The organism is Lentilactobacillus sunkii DSM 19904, from assembly GCF_001435575.1.
Lineage (GTDB): Bacteria > Bacillota > Bacilli > Lactobacillales > Lactobacillaceae > Lentilactobacillus > Lentilactobacillus sunkii.
Map to the genome: position 1 here is coordinate 22517 of NZ_AZEA01000007.1, position 16872 is coordinate 39388.

Annotated in this window: 12 protein-coding genes and 1 tRNA gene; 12 read left to right on the forward strand and 1 reads right to left on the reverse strand. The window is 42.3% G+C overall.

Features of this window, described 5'->3' with window-relative positions; genetic code table 11:
- Positions 1-176: 176 nt before the first annotated feature.
- The 5 genes from FD17_RS05935 to FD17_RS05955 all read left to right on the forward strand — a co-directional run bounded on the left by FD17_RS05935 (position 177) and on the right by FD17_RS05955 (position 7466).
- Positions 177-1568 carry an amino acid permease gene (locus FD17_RS05935; RefSeq protein WP_057824599.1) on the forward strand — a complete coding sequence of 464 codons (1392 nt, stop codon included), beginning with the start codon at positions 177-179 and terminating at the stop codon, positions 1566-1568.
- Between the two features lie 198 nt (positions 1569-1766).
- Positions 1767-3779, forward strand: a complete 2013-nt coding sequence (locus tag FD17_RS05940) for a DHH family phosphoesterase (RefSeq protein ID WP_191983129.1) — start codon at positions 1767-1769, stop codon at positions 3777-3779.
- Between the two features lie 39 nt (positions 3780-3818).
- Positions 3819-4271, forward strand: a complete 453-nt coding sequence (gene rplI / locus FD17_RS05945) for a 50S ribosomal protein L9 (RefSeq protein ID WP_057824601.1) — start codon at positions 3819-3821, stop codon at positions 4269-4271.
- A 327-nt stretch (positions 4272-4598) separates the two neighbouring features.
- Complete coding sequence (gene dnaB / locus FD17_RS05950) at positions 4599-5981, forward strand: replicative DNA helicase (RefSeq protein ID WP_057824603.1); 1383 nt, start codon at positions 4599-4601, stop codon at positions 5979-5981.
- 225 nt (positions 5982-6206) lie between these two features.
- Positions 6207-7466 carry a Fic family protein gene (locus FD17_RS05955; protein ID WP_057824605.1) on the forward strand — a complete coding sequence of 420 codons (1260 nt, stop codon included), beginning with the start codon at positions 6207-6209 and terminating at the stop codon, positions 7464-7466.
- Between the two features lie 131 nt (positions 7467-7597).
- Here the strand turns inward: FD17_RS05955 and FD17_RS05960 are convergent.
- Positions 7598-7670 (reverse strand) — tRNA-Lys (locus FD17_RS05960).
- Between the two features lie 275 nt (positions 7671-7945).
- On the opposite strand from FD17_RS05960, the gene yycF reads away from it, so the two are divergent.
- The 7 genes from yycF (at position 7946) to FD17_RS05995 (ending at position 16863) form a co-directional block, all read left to right on the forward strand.
- Positions 7946-8665 carry a response regulator YycF gene (gene yycF / locus FD17_RS05965; protein ID WP_057824607.1) on the forward strand — a complete coding sequence of 240 codons (720 nt, stop codon included), beginning with the start codon at positions 7946-7948 and terminating at the stop codon, positions 8663-8665.
- Between the two features lie 37 nt (positions 8666-8702).
- Positions 8703-10556: a cell wall metabolism sensor histidine kinase WalK gene (gene walK, locus FD17_RS05970; protein WP_057824608.1), complete on the forward strand. Its 1854-nt coding sequence runs from the start codon at positions 8703-8705 to the stop codon at positions 10554-10556.
- On the forward strand, positions 10546-11844 hold the full coding sequence (locus FD17_RS05975) for a YycH family regulatory protein (RefSeq protein ID WP_057824610.1): 1299 nt from the start codon (positions 10546-10548) through the stop codon (positions 11842-11844). Before walK ends, FD17_RS05975 begins: the two co-directional genes overlap by 11 nt.
- Positions 11845-11860: 16 nt before the next feature.
- Positions 11861-12691, forward strand: a complete 831-nt coding sequence (locus FD17_RS05980) for a two-component system regulatory protein YycI (RefSeq protein WP_057824612.1) — start codon at positions 11861-11863, stop codon at positions 12689-12691.
- 20 nt (positions 12692-12711) lie between these two features.
- Positions 12712-13515, forward strand: coding sequence for an MBL fold metallo-hydrolase (locus FD17_RS05985; RefSeq protein ID WP_057824614.1), 804 nt, complete (start codon positions 12712-12714; stop codon positions 13513-13515).
- Between the two features lie 92 nt (positions 13516-13607).
- A complete protein-coding gene (locus FD17_RS05990; protein ID WP_057824616.1) occupies positions 13608-14867 on the forward strand; it encodes a S1C family serine protease in 1260 nt (419 codons plus the stop codon).
- A 190-nt stretch (positions 14868-15057) separates the two neighbouring features.
- Complete coding sequence (locus FD17_RS05995; protein WP_235803183.1) at positions 15058-16863, forward strand: surface layer protein SlpB; 1806 nt, start codon at positions 15058-15060, stop codon at positions 16861-16863.
- Positions 16864-16872 lie beyond the last annotated feature (9 nt).

The following is a 16872-nucleotide window of genomic DNA, read 5'->3' on the forward strand; positions in this document are numbered from 1 at the left end:
GTGAAAAAATCTGTCATGACTGCCTAATAATATCTAAAAATTTCTCATTTTTGCCTTATAAAACAATTTAATGTTATTAAACCTGACACAAGCCACCGAATTGTGATAATATAAGTGCATTCTCATTAGAACATTTTAATTTGTTTCTCATATAGCTCTTATTTAGGAGGATGCCTATGAAGTCAAAAATTCAAGAGAACCAAGATGGAACCATGCGTGCATTAAGCAACCGACACGTTCAGATGATCGCAATTGGTGGAACAATTGGGACCGGGTTATTTTTAGGATCTGGGACAACAATTAGTAAGACCGGACCATCCGTTATGCTTATCTACTTAGTATTAGGATTGTTTTTCTTCTTCATGATGCGCGGGATTGGTGAAATGTTTTATTCGGATCCTTCCCAACATACTTTTGTTTCATTCATTTCAAAATACTTAGGTCCAACGGTTGGTCATTTCACCGGATGGACATATTGGATTGGCCTGGTCTTCGTATGTATGGCTGAGTTGAGTGCAACGGCCACCTATATTCAATTCTGGTTCCCGCATTTTCCGGCGTGGATTACCGAAATTGTCTTTTTGGCAATTTTAGCTAGTGTTAATCTGATCGCTGCAAGATTGTTTGGTGAAGCTGAATTCTGGTTTGCTATGATTAAGATTGTTGCAATTCTTGCATTGATTTTCACCGGAATTTTTATGATGTTTAGTCATTCAGTTACGCCATTGGGACATGCATCAGTTACAAACATTTTTAGCAATTTTCAACTTTTCCCTCATGGGACTGTCAGTTTTATTTCCGCATTTCCAATGGTATTCTTCGCCTTCATGGGAATTGAGTTTGTAAGTATCACAATTGGTGAAGCAAAGAACCCACAAACCGTTATTAAAAAGGCGGTTAACGAAACGTTGATTCGGATCCTGATCTTCTATATTGGTGCCTTAACAGTTATCATGGGAATCATCCCATGGTCCTCGATTACGCCGAATAGCAGTCCGTTCGTTCAAGTATTGAAACTTGCCGGCTTACCTGCCGCTGCCGCAGTTATCAACTTCGTGGTATTAACTTCCGCTGCATCATCGCTTAACAGTTGTATCTTCTCAGCCGGCCGACATTTCTATCAGTTGGCAACCGAAGTTCCAGAAGACAGTTGGATGCGCAAAACATTTGCCAAGATTTCTAAAAATGGTGTGCCAGCCGCTGCAATTATTTTCTCGGCCGGTCTGGTATTGATCACACCGCTGATCAGTTTAACCAATGGGCTTGCATCAGTATTTACGATCGTAACTGGCATTTCCAGTGATATGTACATCATCGTTTATACATTGGCAATGCTTGCTCACAGAAAGTACCGCCAATCAGCCGACTTTTTGCCAAATGGGTTCCTGATGCCAGCGTATAAGATTATGAGTCCACTGACCATCACATTCTTCATGGTCATCTTCGCTTCACTGTTCTTCGTTCCTGAAGACATCATCGGTGCGATTGGTGCAATTATCTGGACGGTCGTATTTGGTGGTGCCACATATCTCCATCAAAGAAGATTGGTTCCAAGTGCCGATCAATAAAGTCCAAGTTAAACACATAAATGATTTCCTCCTACTATAAAATGATGAAAAGAGATTCTCGACAGATCAAAATGTCGGGAATCTTTCTTTGTTTAAGAATATTGCATTGATAGAAATCCCCAAACACCGGTCAAATGATAGTAAACCCCATTTTATGGTAAAATGAGACTATTAAGCTATTGATGAAGAGGAATTAACATGAAAAATTGGTTTACAAACAACAATGGCGAACTACCGCCATTTGTTCATAACCGACGTCTTAGAAGAATCATGATTTTCATTTCGTTGATCGTGATTTATGGCATCATTATTTCATTTTTATATAACATCGTGGCTTCCCTCATCCTAATTGTGATTAGTGTTATTGGGATGATTTTTACGATTGTTATGATGAATGAAATCAGTTCGGATACCAATCGCTACATTACCGATTTATCGTATCGAATCCATCGTGGTGAGCAGGAATCTCTGCTGGAAATGCCGATTGGCGTCATGATTTTAAATGATGATGGCCAGGTTGAGTGGGCTAATCCATATATGGTGAGGTATTTCAAAGATGAAAATTTGTTGGGACGAAAGATGGATGATATTGATCACGATCTCCAACAGTTGATTACCAAGTATGCCGAATCCAACGAATTTCACACAATCACATGGCGTGATCACAAGTTCACCATGCTGATCCAAAAGGAATACAACTCGGTTTATTTAATGGATATCACCCGTTATGCCAACCTGGAAGAACGATACAACGAAGAACAGATTTCCGTTGGCCAGATCTTCTTGGATAACTATGATGAAATTACCCAGTCAATGACTGACCAGGAAATTTCTAATTTGAGTAACTATGTGACCAATGAGTTGGCGACCTGGTCTCAAAAGTATGGGATGTATCTGAAACAAATTGACGATGATCATTTCTTCTTGTTGGCCTATTCCAAGTCGCTGACTGCGATTGAAAATGATAAATTTAACATCTTGGATACAGTCCGTGAAACAACTTCCAAGCAAAACTTCCCACTGACCTTGAGTATCGGAATTGCTTATGGTGAGGATGATTTGAATAATTTGGCAGATCAGGCTCAAAGCAACCTTGATTTGGCATTGGGTCGTGGTGGTGACCAGGTTGTTGTTAAATCATTGGACGGCACTGCCCGATTCTATGGTGGTAAGACCAACCCAATGGAGAAGCGGACCCGTGTTCGAGCCCGGATGATTTCTCAAGCTCTAAACGAATTGATGAGTTCTTCAGACCAAGTCTTTGTCCAGGGTCATACCAGACCTGATATGGATTCACTTGGTGCCTGCCTGGGTATCAGACGAATCGCTCAGATGAATAACAAGAAATGCTGGATCGTTCTTGATAAGGAAAAGGTTCATTCAGATATTCAACGATTACTGGAAGCAACCAAAAAGTATCCAGAGATCGCCGATTCAATCATTACGCCGTCAGAAGCCATTGGTAAAGCTACCGACAGCAGCATGTTAATCATGGTTGACCATTCTAAACCTTCAATCAGCATTTCAGAAGATTTGTATAAACGGATGTCATCCAAAGTCGTTATTATTGATCATCACCGTCGTGGTGAGGAGTTCCCTGAAAACCCAATGCTGGTCTACATCGAACCCTACGCATCTTCAACTTGTGAGTTGATTACCGAAATGTTTGAATATCAACCACACGAAGAAGAACCAATCAACCGAATTGAAGCAACTGCTATGTTAACCGGGATCTTTATTGATACCCAACGCTTCTCAATGAGAACAGGTACCAGAACCTTTGATGCCGCCAGTTACTTGCGTTCAGCAGGTGCCGACTCCGACGAGATGCAGCAGTTTATGAAGGAAAATATCGATAGTTACCTCCAACGGAACCACTTGATTTCAAAGGTCGAGTTCTTCCACAAGAATATGGCGTTGATTGTTGGTGAAGAAGATCAGGTTTATGATCCGGTCACCGCGGCTCAAGCGTGTGATTCATTGTTGACGATGTCAGGCGTGGATGCATCATTTATCATCACAAAGCGTGCCGATGGCCTGATTGGCGTTTCCGCCCGCAGTACCGGTGCGGTCAACGTTCAAGTTATTATGGAACAAATGGGCGGTGGCGGCCACTTATCCAGTGGTGCGACCCAAGTTTCTGACAAATCGATTGCTGACGTGAAAAAAATGCTGCTTGAAACGATCAAGAAAATCGATGATAATGAATAAAGATAATTAAAATTTTGAGGATAGTAGGAGTGATCTGTTATGAAAGTAATTTTTCTGGAAGATGTCCGTGGTAAAGGTAAACGCGGGGAAGTTAAAGAAGTTCCTGACGGCTATGCTCAAAACTTTCTGATTAAAAATGGAAAGGCAAAGGCAGCCTCAAAAGCCGCTATGAGCCAGCTAAAGGGCCAACAAAAAGCTGAAGAGAAACGTGAAGAAGAAGAGCTGGAAGAATCTAAAAAGCTGAAGGCTAAACTTGAAGACGACAAAACAGTCGTTGAACTCAAAGCTAAAGCCGGAACAGATGGCCGTCTCTTTGGTTCAATCCCAAGCAAGCAAATCGCTACTGCACTGGAAAAACAGTATGGCGTGAAGCTTGATAAGCGCAAGATTGAATTGCCGGAACCGATTAAAGTTGCTGGTTATACCAATGTGCCGGTTAAATTGCATGTTGATGTGACCGCCAAGATTCGGGTACATGTTTCTGAGAAATAGAGAGTGCGATGCGACCCGGGAACCGCGGTTTCTAAGGGTAATTTGATTGAAGTCCCTGGTTTTGGGACTTTAATCAAATTACCCTTAGAAGTTAGCGGTTGGGTCGTCGGAGCATATTTTAAAGGCCGGAGGAACAGCACAAAAGCCTGATGAGCATGCTTTTCGGATAGCCAGCCGACTTTTTAACCAGATAAATGTAACAGAGACTCCTCACAAAAGGACCACCTTGTGGGCGAGTCTCTTTTATTCTCCAATCCGACCAGATTTAAGGGGAGTGTGCTACAATTTATGTATTGTATTTAATGTGAACGAATTTGAGGAATAAACATGAGCAATGAGTTTGGAAATGAGTTACCACCACAAAATATCGACGCGGAAAAGGCGGTCTTGGGATCCATTTTCCTGAGCACCGACGCTTTGGTGGAGTCCATGGAGTTCTTGGAGCCGGACGACTTCTACAAGCATTCTCACCAGATCATCTATAAAGATATGGTTGAGTTAAACGACCGCGATGAAGCGATTGATGTTGTGACGATAACCAATATTTTAACTGAACAAAATAATTTGGAAGACGTTGGCGGAATGGAATATATCGCCGATTTGGCTGGTTCTGTACCAACGGCTGCCAATGTGACCTACTATGCCAAGATCGTCAAAGACAAGGCCATTTTACGGCGTCTGATCCAGACTGCAACCAACATTGTCACCAACAGTTACAACACCGATGACGACGTCACAACGGTCTTGGATGATGCTGAACGAGACATCATGAATGTGGCTGAGAACCGGACAATGTCTGGTTTCAAGCCGATCAAAGAAGTTTTGAACAACGCCTTTAACGAAATTGACCGCCTGTCTCAAGAAGGGGATGCCGTTACCGGTCTATCAACCGGGTACCCCGAGTTGGATAAGATTACCACTGGTCTGCACAGCGACGAATTAATTATTTTAGCCGCTCGACCAGCCGTTGGTAAAACTGCCTTCGCACTGAACTTGGCGCAAAACGTCGGTACCAAAACCGACAAAACTGTTGCCATTTTCAGTTTGGAAATGAGTGCCGAATCTTTGGTTAACCGGATGCTGTGTGCGGAAGGCAGTATCGACGCCAACCATTTGCGGACCGGGCAGTTAACTGAAGATGAATGGCAGAACCTGGTGGTTGCCATGGGCAGTTTGTCCCGTGCCAACATCTACATGGACGATACCGCCGGAATTAAAATGTCCGAAATTCGTGCCAAATGCCGTCGTCTGGCTAAGGAATCCGGTAACCTTGGCTTGGTCGTTGTCGATTACCTGCAGCTGATTGAAGGCAGTAACGCCGAAAACCGGCAACAGGAAGTTTCCGGAATTTCCCGTCAGCTGAAGAAATTAGCCAAAGAACTGCATGTTCCTGTGATTGCGCTGTCGCAACTTTCTCGTGGGGTTGAGCAGCGTCAGGATAAGCGACCAGTCTTGTCAGATATCCGTGAGTCCGGTTCAATCGAACAGGATGCCGATATCGTTGCCTTTCTTTACCGTGACGATTATTATCGTGATGAAGATGATGACAGCGATGATTCCGGTTCCGAAGGTGAAGACGACGAAAATAACGTCGGTGAAGTCGAAGTCATTATTGAAAAGAACCGATCGGGTCCTCGTGGAACAGTCAAATTGCTGTTCGTGAAATCGTATAACAAGTTTTCGTCGATTTCGTATGCACAACAGCAATAATTTATAGCTTATTAATAAGCAAGCATTGATAGCGAAAAACTTCTATGCTTGCTTTTTGATTCAATCACCCATTAGTATTGTCAATAATGGGGGTTATTTTAACAAAATGCGGTTTTGTTAAAATATGACGCTGTTGTTGCGGCCATAATAGAACAAAATGCTATAATGATTGAATAGAACGCTTGTAACAATGCTATATTCATTCAGTAAAGGAGGTTGTCAATTATGGACTATCAATTATTAGCAACATTCAAATACAATGGCAGTGGCCCTTCAAGAACCCCAGAAGAGATTAATCGTGAGTACTTGCGACGCTTGAAGGGTTATTCAACGATAGTTACACATCTATTCCCGGTTTTAGACCATGGGGAATTCGATCAGATTTCCAGTTATCCACTATTCCTTGTTCAAACTAACCAAATAAATATGTTAATTAATGAAATTATGCGTAATTCAAAAATGATTACGAAGATTGCTGACCCACTTCCAGGAGTAGCGAAACATAGTTACACAAAAAGATTATTAACTTCTGAAATTTATTATACTAATGAGATTGAAGGAGTTAAAACTAACAAAAAAGAAATCGGGACTGTTGTTGGTGAACTTGATTCTAAAAAACCACCTGTAAGAAGATTGGCTTCGGCAGTTCGATTATATAATGCAACATTAACTGGAAAGACTTACCAAATTAACGAGTTGAAAGATCTTAGGAGAATCTACGATGAACTTCTAAAAGGAGAAATCTCTCCAGAAAAATTGCCAGATGGCAAAATATTCCGCGACAAAGAGGTTTACATTGGCAATTCGAGTCAAAAAATGCATGTTCCGCCGAAAAATGAGGAAGAGATCAGCGAAAGATTAACTCCATTAATAGATTTTATGAATGAACATGATATGTTGGACATTACCAAAGCGTTAGTGACGCATTTTATGTTTGAAAATATTCATCCGTTTATTGACGGTAACGGAAGAACTGGTAGATATTTGTTATCATCTTATCTTGCCTCAAAGATGGATGCATATACTGGCTTGTCTATTTCGGGAGCGATTCATTCAAATCAAAGTTCATATTATAAGGCGTTTAAAGAAGCGGATACAGCAGAGAATCGTGCAGATGTAACAATTTTTGTCAAAAAAATGTTGGAAATTATTGCTCAGGGACAGCAACGAGTCATTGCCAATTTATCGAATCTTAGCAAACAATTACGTCTCACGGCTGATCAAATTAACGTTGAATTTACAGATGAAATCGATCGTACCATTATTTATATTTTTGCTCAGTCAAAGTTATTCAGCGAATCAATTGAAACAGGAATTAAAGATACTGCTCTAAAAGATTTTTTATATGAACAAGATCCAAAGAAGTTTCATAAACGAGAATTGCAACGAAGAATTAAAGAATTTGAGGAACGCGGGGTTTTGATCAAAATCAAAAGTAAGCCAATCCAGCATGTTATAAGTAAACAATACCTCAGAGGACTATGAAGTACTATTCCGAGATAAATTTAAAATACCCTTGGGTATGGATTTCATCCCCCAAGGGTATTTTTGCGTAAAAAAATAACAACCACGGCTACGAGTAGCTGCGTGATCGTTATTTAATGGTATGTAATTGATGGGCAGTCAGGGGCTCGAACCCTGGACCCACGGATTAAGAGTCCGTTGCTCTACCAACTGAGCTAACTGCCCATTACTAACCGACTTAAATATAATAGCATATGCTCAAAATATTTGCAACACGGAAAAGTCAATTTTTTACATCGCCAAGTGATCTGATTGGTATAGTGAATGACAAAACATTTTTCGACGGGTTTATTCACACTTATTCAAACAATCGCGACCCGATGCCGGGCATCATTCGCCTTTATTTGACCCATATCTGTCTGTGTTATAATAGCAACATGTTGGCGTGTGCAGATTTTTAGAAAATAACAATATAAAATCCATGTTAGGAGAAATTGTTAATGGCAAAAAAAATATTAGTTGTAGACGACGAAAAACCTATCGTCGACATTGAAAAATTTAATTTAACTAAAGAAGGCTATGAAGTCGCTGTTGCTTATGACGGCGAAGAAGCATTAAAGCAGGTTAAAGACGTTGATCCGGATTTGATTATCTTGGATCTCATGTTGCCCAAAGTGGATGGTCTGGAAGTTGCCCGTGAAGTTCGTAAGACCAAGGACACTCCAATCATCATGGTAACCGCCAAGGACTCTGAATTAGACAAAGTTCTCGGACTTGAACTCGGTGCCGATGACTATGTTACCAAGCCCTTCTCCAACCGTGAACTGGTTGCCCGGGTTAAGGCCAACTTACGCCGTCAGGGTTCCAGCAGCAGTAGTAACACCAACGAAGAAGACGATACGAAAGATATCAAAATCGGTGATTTGGTCATTCATCCGGAAGCTTACTCAGTTTCCAAACGTGGTGAAAACATTGAGTTGACTCACCGTGAATTTGAATTGCTTCATTATCTGGCCCAACATATCGGCCAGGTCATGACTCGTGAACATCTACTCCAGACGGTCTGGGGATATGACTACTTTGGCGATGTCAGAACGGTTGATGTTACCGTTAGACGGCTTCGTGAAAAAGTAGAGGACAGCCCCAGCCATCCAACTTGGCTGGTGACCCGCCGTGGGGTAGGTTATTACCTGCGCAACCCAGAAAACGATCAAGCATAATATCAATGAAATCAACGCATAAGGGGTACTACTGGTTGTGAATAATCGAATTAAATTTTATCAATCAATCAAATTTAAGATAGCACTGGTTTTCGCCCTTATTCTACTGGTCACATTGGAAATTGTTGGTGCCGTTTTCGTCAGACAGTTGGAACATCAAAATTTGGCAACGTTTAAGAACCAAATTCAGCTGCAGACATACGTCACCAACTCGTTAACGACTCAATTGTCGCAATCCAATGAGACGCAGGCTAATGGTCGAATCAAGACAATTTTAAATGATTCCGGCAGCGGCAATACTGCTCAAATTCAAGTTATTGATAACAAAGGAACCATCCGTGGAACCAACCAGATCAACAATCAGGCAATTGTTGGCCAAAAGACCACTGATGATAACGTCAAGAACGCTATCTATAATGGCAAAAAGTTTGAAAAGACAACTTATGATTCATCAACGGGAGCACGTTATTACACGATGATCTCGCCGTTGATTAAGAGCTCCAATAATAATAGTACGGTCGTCGGGGTGGTTTACACCCGGGCGAACCTCGATAGTGTGTATGACAGTATCAACAGCATTACGTTGATTTATCTGTTTGCCGCGTCGATCGCTATTATATTGGGGTTATTAATCTCGATTGTGATTTCCAGGGCGATTACCCGACCAATTGAAGAAATGAAGAAACAAACGATCAGAATTGCCCGTGGGGACTATTCGGGCCAGGTTCACGTTTATGGAAACGATGAGCTGGGTCAACTTGCCAGTGCGGTTAACAACCTGTCTGTCAGGGTTGAAGAGTCCCATGAATCAACTGAGTCTGAACGACGCCGACTGGATTCCGTGTTGGCCAACATGACCGATGGTGTTTTAGCTACTGACCGTCGTGGAAATGTCATCATTATCAACGAAACGGCTGCCAGCTTCCTGGACGCTGATGAAAATCAGGTCATGGGAAAGTCGATTTTGGACGTTTTGGATATTCGAAAAGACTATAGTCTGCGTGATTTACTTGAGAAGCCGGATGAAATTATTCTGGATCTTTCAAGTGAAGATCACAGTCTGGTTCTTCATGCCCATTTCTCACTGATTCAACGGGAGTCCGGCTTTATCAGTGGACTCGTCTGTGTGCTCCGTGATATCACTGAGCAGCAGCGAATCGACCAGGACCGGAAGCAATTTGTTTCCAACGTTTCTCATGAATTGAGAACCCCATTGACCAGTGTTCGTTCATACATTGAAGCTTTATCCGATGGTGCATGGAAGGATCCCAAGTTGGCACCCAAGTTCCTGAAAGTAACCCAAGATGAAACCGATCGGATGATCCGAATGATCAATGACCTGTTAACCTTGTCGCGAATGGATTCAGGAACTCAGAAGATGGAAGTCGAACTGGTTAACATCAATGAATTGTTCAACTACGTCTTGAACCGATTTGATATGATTCTTAAAAAAGAGGACCATCCAGAAAAGACCTACACGATCAAGCGTTACTTTACCAAGCAGGATTTGTGGGTTGATCTGGATACCGACCGTTTCACCCAAGTGCTGGACAACTTGATGAACAACGCGATCAAGTATTCACCGGACGGCGGTGTGATTACCTGTCGGCTTTATGAGACCCGTAACAAGGTCATTTTAAGTGTCTCTGACCAAGGTTTGGGAATTCCACGTAAGGATATTCCCCATATCTTTGATCGGTTCTACCGGGTTGATAAGGCACGTTCCCGTCAACAAGGCGGTAGTGGATTAGGATTGGCGATTTCCAAGGAAACCGTCGAAGCTTTGCATGGCCAAATTTGGGCCGAGAGTGTGGAAGGTAAAGGATCAACGTTCTATATTGCCCTGCCATACGAACCGGTAGAAGAGGAGGACTTGTGGGATGAGGTTTAGTAAATACTTAATACCACTGGCACTTACCATTGCGGTGGTTATCAGTCTGACTCTTTCAGTTGTTCTCTGGACAAATCCGGCCAACTATCGAACCAACAAACAAACGGCACAAAGTCCGCAAACTCAGCAAATGATTAAACCCAGACAGTACGTTTATACGCCGGTCCAGGCTATTCACACCAATGCGGATGGCAGTCAACAGATTATGGTGAACAAGCTGGTTAACACGGTTACTGAAGTCAAGAAGACCATGAGAAACTACCAGAAGCCAAAAATTAAGACCTTGAGTAAAAATTCCAAGGTTGATTATTTCCGAATTGCCAACCAGACTGACTCGATCATGCTGAATTACTCGGATACGGTTTCCATGCGGGCAGTTAACTACATTGTTAAAAATCGATTTAGAAAATTGCCAAATTACAAGATTAATCGAATTATTTTACCTACCAACAATTCCACCAAGCTATACCTTTTATATGATAAGAACTTCACGGTATACGAAGTGGATGTTAAAAAGCATTCGTTAAAATCATTAAACAAAGTATTAAAAATGGACATGCGGACACAGCCGGCTTCCTTTAAGCTATTAAACAATATACCGACAGTCTACGTCACGACAGCAGTTCAAATGCAGCCTTACAAGTATTTAATTGACCGTCAGTCCGATGACTATTATGTTAGCCGGCTGCTTAACACTCAGGATTCAACCAACGTGAGTGTTAAGCGTCGAAAGAACATGACGATCTATGGGGATCAGAGTTCACTTCAGCTGACCTTTAATTCCAATAACCGGATGGCTGAATTTTCCGACTTTCGGCCCAATAAAAATCGCCGGAATCTGACATCAGCAATCAATGATTCTTATAAGAACGTCACCAAGCTGGGATTACCGATGGATAACGTCCGCTTCTTCAGCTATGATGCTAAAAACCGGACGATTATGTACCGAACATACGTGGAAGGTTTCCCGATTTTTCGGGCAAACGGCTTTGGAACGGTTTCAACCAGAACACTGAATTCGAGTGCTCAGCGGACTCGGTTCTCACTGGATAATCCTGAAGTTCCACTGCCAAGTAACAAGGGATACGTTTCTTTGCCATCAACTGAAACCATGCTGAAACGATTGGAGCGTGGTGGTTATGATATCAAGGAGATTTCAAAGGTGCGTTTGGGATACACTTGGAAGAAGGATTCAACTTCACCATTGTTAATCGATCTGAATCCAGAATGGTACGTATACTTCAATAAGCAATGGCGCAGTTACACTTCACTTATGAATCAATATTAGGAAAGGAGGGAGCCTAGTGAACTTTCGAAGAATTGAGATCATCTTTTTGGTGACCTTTATCGCAATGGATATTTTCCTGTTTGGAATGTTTAAGAAAAATATGGACATGCAGGCCGATAATGTCGGTCAGGGTGGTTCGGATTCCGTCATCATCAAGGAAATGCGTAACGACCAGATTAAAGTCGGCAGCTTATCGAAAAAGAATGAAACCGCCTATTATATTTCTGGTGAGCAGGGTGATGTATTACGCAATCAGATGGGCCAGCTCATCAACCAGACTCCTCAATTTGTGGGACATGAACTGGAAAGTGAACTCAAGCAGCCGATTTCCGTGAACAAAGACAATCCGCAGAAGTCAATTAATACATTGCTGGAGGATTCCACCTTTGTGTTATTCGGCAACCAATACGTTTACAGCAAAAACCTTTCAACCAGTCGGAATATCGTATACAATCAAAAGGCGTTAGGGAGTTCAATTTACTCCTCCGAAGCTCAAATCAGATTTACTTTGAATTCGAATCATCAGATTGTCAGTTACACACAATCGTATCTCCAAAACATCAAGAGTCTTCGTGAAAGTTCGAGAACCATTTCGGAAACCAGGGCATTGATTTGGCTTTATCAATATAACGAAATCCCGAATAACACCACTGTTGCCTGGGCAAGTCTGGGTTACACGAAACTGTTGTCGATTGATGGTGATCGGGTGTTTATTCCAACCTGGATAATCGCAATCAGACCGCAAAACTCAACGCAGATTCAGCTTAAGCGAATCAACGCGTTTACCGGTGGCATCATCAAGGAAACCGACGAGAACTTGAAGAATAATCCTTCGTCAATGAACTAAAGTTAGGAAGAAGAACCGTTATGAATAATGATGACATGAAAATCAGTATCCTGGCCAGCGGAAGCGGCGGGAACGTTACTTATATCGAAACACCCGATCACAAAGTCTTATGTGACGCCGGCTTGAGCGGTAAGAAAATTGAAGCGCTGATGAATTCAATCGGCCGTGATTTAAGTGATGTTGATTCGCTGTTTGTCACCCATGAGCATTCGGATCACCGTTTGGGTGCCGGTGTTTTGGCGCGCAAATATGGGATCCAGGTATATGCCAATGAAGGCACATGGGATGCCATGGCACCAAGAATTGGTAAGGTTTCCGATGATCAGAAGAATATCATGCCGCCGGACAGTGTTATGGATCTTGGCGATATTGACGTCGAGAGCTTCTCAGTCTCACATGATGCAGCCGAACCGCAATTTTATGTCTTTCATCATAACAACAAGTCCTTCGTCGTCTTGACCGATACCGGTTATGTTTCTGATCGAATGGAAGGGGTTATCAAAGATGCCGATGGTTACCTGCTAGAGTGCAACCACGACATCGAAATGCTTGAAAATGGCGATTACCCTTGGATGACCAAGAAGCGAATTCTGGGCGACCAGGGTCATTTGTCCAACGAAGACGGTGCCAATGCGATGCTTGACGTGATTGGTCACCGGACCAAGAAAGTCTTCCTGGGTCATCGAAGTGTTCACAATAATATGAAGACTTTGGCCCATTTGACCGTTGCCTCTATCTTGGAAGACCATGATATGGGCGTCGGTAAGGACTTTAAGCTGTATGACACTTCACAGGATCATGCCTCACCCTTAATGATTATTTAAACACTCTTTAGATATTTCTAAACTTTTAAACACACTATTGTCATGAAAAAAGGTTATTATAGTTAATATAAAATAACAGGGAGGCACACTAATTGGCACAAAATAATGGTTTTGGAAAATTCATTGCGACCGCCGTTATTGCCGGCGCTCTTGGCGGCGGGATTACTTACGGCGGAGTTTCATATTTTAATAACAATAATAATGGAACTGGAACAGAGCTGGTCTCTGGTACAAACAAGAATGGCAACACCAAGGTCAGCAATGTGAAGGTGAACCTCAATACACAAGCAGAAAAGGCGTTCAATGCCACAAAGAGCACCGTCGTTTCTGTTATTAATTTGCAAAAACAAAGTTCAAGTGATGACACATTATCCGGAATTTTGGGTCAGATTCAAGGCGGTTCTTCAAGTAAAAAGAAGAGCAGTGGCGAACTTGAGGCCTCCAGTGAAGGATCCGGTGTGATCTACAAGAAGAGCGGTAATACTGCATATATCGTTACCAACAACCACGTGGTTGCCGGTGCCAATGCTTTGGAAATTATCCTTAGTGACGGCTCCAAAGTTTCTGCATCGGTTGTCGGTAAAGATGCTGTGAGTGACTTGGCCGTTATCAAGATCAACTCGGATAAGGTTAAGAAAGTCGCTACCTTTGGTGATTCAGATAACATTAAGGTTGCCGAACCGGTTCTTGCAATTGGTTCACCACTTGGTTCGCAGTACGCAACCTCGGTTACTCAAGGAATTATTTCCGCCAAGAAGCGGGAAGTTCCACAAACTTCCGAGAGTGGTGCCCAGATTGGAAACGCAACCGTTATTCAGACTGACGCTGCGATTAACCCTGGTAATTCAGGTGGTCCGCTGATTAACTTCGCTGGACAAGTTGTCGGGATCAATTCAATGAAGCTCGCTTCTGATCAACAAGGTACCAGTGTTGAAGGAATGGGCTTTGCAATTCCAAGTAATGAAGTGGTTATGATCATTAATCAGCTGATTAAGAATGGTCAAGTTGTTCGACCAGCCTTGGGAATTGGCTACACTGATTTGTCCAATATTTCAGAACAGCAACAGCGCTCTATTTTGAAGCTGCCTAAGAGTGTCACTCAAGGTGCCGTTGTCCTCAACGTCAACTCAAACTCACCTGCTAAGCGGGCTGGATTGGCCAAATATGATGTCATTACCGCATTGGATGGCACCAAGATTACCCAGCAGAGTCAATTGCGGGATATCTTGTATAAGCATAAGATTGGCGATAAGATTTCAGTTACCTATTATCACAAGGGTGACAAGAAGACCGGTTCAATTACGTTAAATGAAAAAGCCACCAGTAAAGTTTTAAGTGAAGCAACTAAGTAAATCAAGTTTCTAAAAATGCGATAACCTCCGTTTGTCAGTTGATGAACGGGGGTTATTTTTTCACCTTTTATGGTTGGGGCGGTTCTGCTTACTTTACATTAGTGTAATACTTAATATTCATGTAATATTAATCAATTCTCACTTGAGATACAATTGAGGTGTAACAAAAAATGCTAAAGGGGAAATGCACATGACAATTCATTTTAAGGAGTCACTTATTGCTTCTCTCGCTGCATTTGGGTTAGTTGCGGCTGTTGGGGTCACAAACGCTCAAAATGCCAGCGCGAAATCACGGGTAAGGGTTACTTCAAACGTGAAGTTGCGAACCGATGCAACCACTCGTAATGTAAACTTTACCGGCAGAGCCGGTCTGTATACCAAGGCCTCTGCTTTTAAGAGTGCCAAGAAGGTTGCGACGACGATTACTTTGAAGGACTTGGCACGAACCAATAAATCAGCCAAGAACGTTCGAGCTTACCGAGTTGCCAAAACCAACAAAGGTAAGGTCTATTACAAGGTCGTTACCTTTGACGGCAGGTACCGTGGTTGGATTTACGGCGGTCGAAGTACTGCTAATTTTGCCGGTGGTTTGAAATCCTATCAAACATTCCAGGAAGGTTCACTTACTAATGATATGACGACTGGTACTTTCCAGTTTGCCAATCCGGGAACCGCAAATGACAACCAGACAGTTACATATAAACAACCTGCCTGGACACAATATAAGGTTGGCCGTCAGGTAACTGATTCAACGCCTTATGCGAACGTCACTTACAAGATTGATAAAGCCGGAACGAGAACTCGCGAAGGTGATCAATGGGTTCACATTTACGCAACTAACGGAAACTCTGGTGCCGATGGCTGGATTTTATATTCTGGCCTGAAGACTGCTTCAAATAATAACTCGCCCGTTGCTGACAACGCTATCCGAATTAACGTTGTTGATTCAGCCACTGGTGCATCAGTTACCTCTGTTGACTACACAAAGAGTGGTGCAAGCAAAGGTGCCACAGTTGGAACTAATAACAATGGAACTTGGCAGCTTTCTTCAACTGATTCAAGTGCTATTCAAACACAGCTTGCTTCCAAGCTTGGACCTTTGGGTTACACCGGATTTACTCTAACCCAAGGACAAATGGCTGCGATTGCTCAAGCAACATTTGGTTCAGACGTAACTATTTCAGTTGTTAAGCCAACAATCGGCAAAGCTGTTCGAATTCTGTTAACCGATCCTAATGGTAACACCATCAGCTACGTTGATTATACAAACGCAAACGCTGTTCAAGGCCAAACCGTTGGAACGTTGAATGGATCAACTTGGCAGTTAGCTGCTACCGATGCATCCGCAATCCAAACTAAATTGGTTGATGCATTGAAGGGAACCGGTTATGCATTAAGCGCCAGCAACACTTTGACCGCTGATCAACAAGCAGCGATTGCGCAAACCACTTATGGTAACCAGGTTTCAATTAAGACGGTTGCCGTAAATCCGGTTAAGGATAATGAAGTTCAGCTGTCATTTGTTGATCAATCAGGTAATGCTGTTGGCTCATTGAAGTTGACTAAGGGTACCAATGATAAAAAGGCTATTGATACCATTAAGGCTGCAAGTAAGGATGACCCAACATCAAGCGATGCTGCGACTGTGAAAAAAGCTTATGCTGAATTATTAACGGCTGCCGGTATTAAGGGTTATACCACTGATGGATTGACCTCAGAACAAGCAGCAGCTAATTTAGCTGCTATTACCAAGGCTGAATATGGCAAGGATGTTAAGTTGATTGTGGCTAAGATTCCCGTAAAGGCGTTGGCTTCGAAATTTAGTTTCTTTGATCAAGCATGGGAAGTTATTACTACTAAGGATGTACCAGTTACCTATTTTGAAAGTTCAAATGGTAAACGAGATAGTGATACAAACTTTAGTAAGGCTTTAGTTGCTGATGCAAACCTCAATGGTTATGCTGGGGACACTGTTTCAGTGGCTAAATTTAATTAGGCCTTGAAT

Excerpts from the sequence above, each read along its gene's own strand:
- FD17_RS05935 (WP_057824599.1), top strand. The coding sequence starts at position 177 with ATGAAGTCAAAAATTCAAGAGAACCAAGATGGAACCATGCGTGCATTA.
- FD17_RS05940 (WP_191983129.1), top strand. The coding sequence starts at position 1,767 with ATGAAAAATTGGTTTACAAACAACAATGGCGAACTACCGCCATTTGTT.
- rplI (WP_057824601.1), top strand. The coding sequence starts at position 3,819 with ATGAAAGTAATTTTTCTGGAAGATGTCCGTGGTAAAGGTAAACGCGGG.
- dnaB (WP_057824603.1), top strand. The coding sequence starts at position 4,599 with ATGAGCAATGAGTTTGGAAATGAGTTACCACCACAAAATATCGACGCG.
- FD17_RS05955 (WP_057824605.1), top strand. The coding sequence starts at position 6,207 with ATGGACTATCAATTATTAGCAACATTCAAATACAATGGCAGTGGCCCT.
- yycF (WP_057824607.1), top strand. The coding sequence starts at position 7,946 with ATGGCAAAAAAAATATTAGTTGTAGACGACGAAAAACCTATCGTCGAC.
- FD17_RS05975 (WP_057824610.1), top strand. The coding sequence starts at position 10,546 with ATGAGGTTTAGTAAATACTTAATACCACTGGCACTTACCATTGCGGTG.
- FD17_RS05985 (WP_057824614.1), top strand. The coding sequence starts at position 12,712 with ATGAATAATGATGACATGAAAATCAGTATCCTGGCCAGCGGAAGCGGC.
- FD17_RS05995 (WP_235803183.1), top strand. The coding sequence starts at position 15,058 with ATGACAATTCATTTTAAGGAGTCACTTATTGCTTCTCTCGCTGCATTT.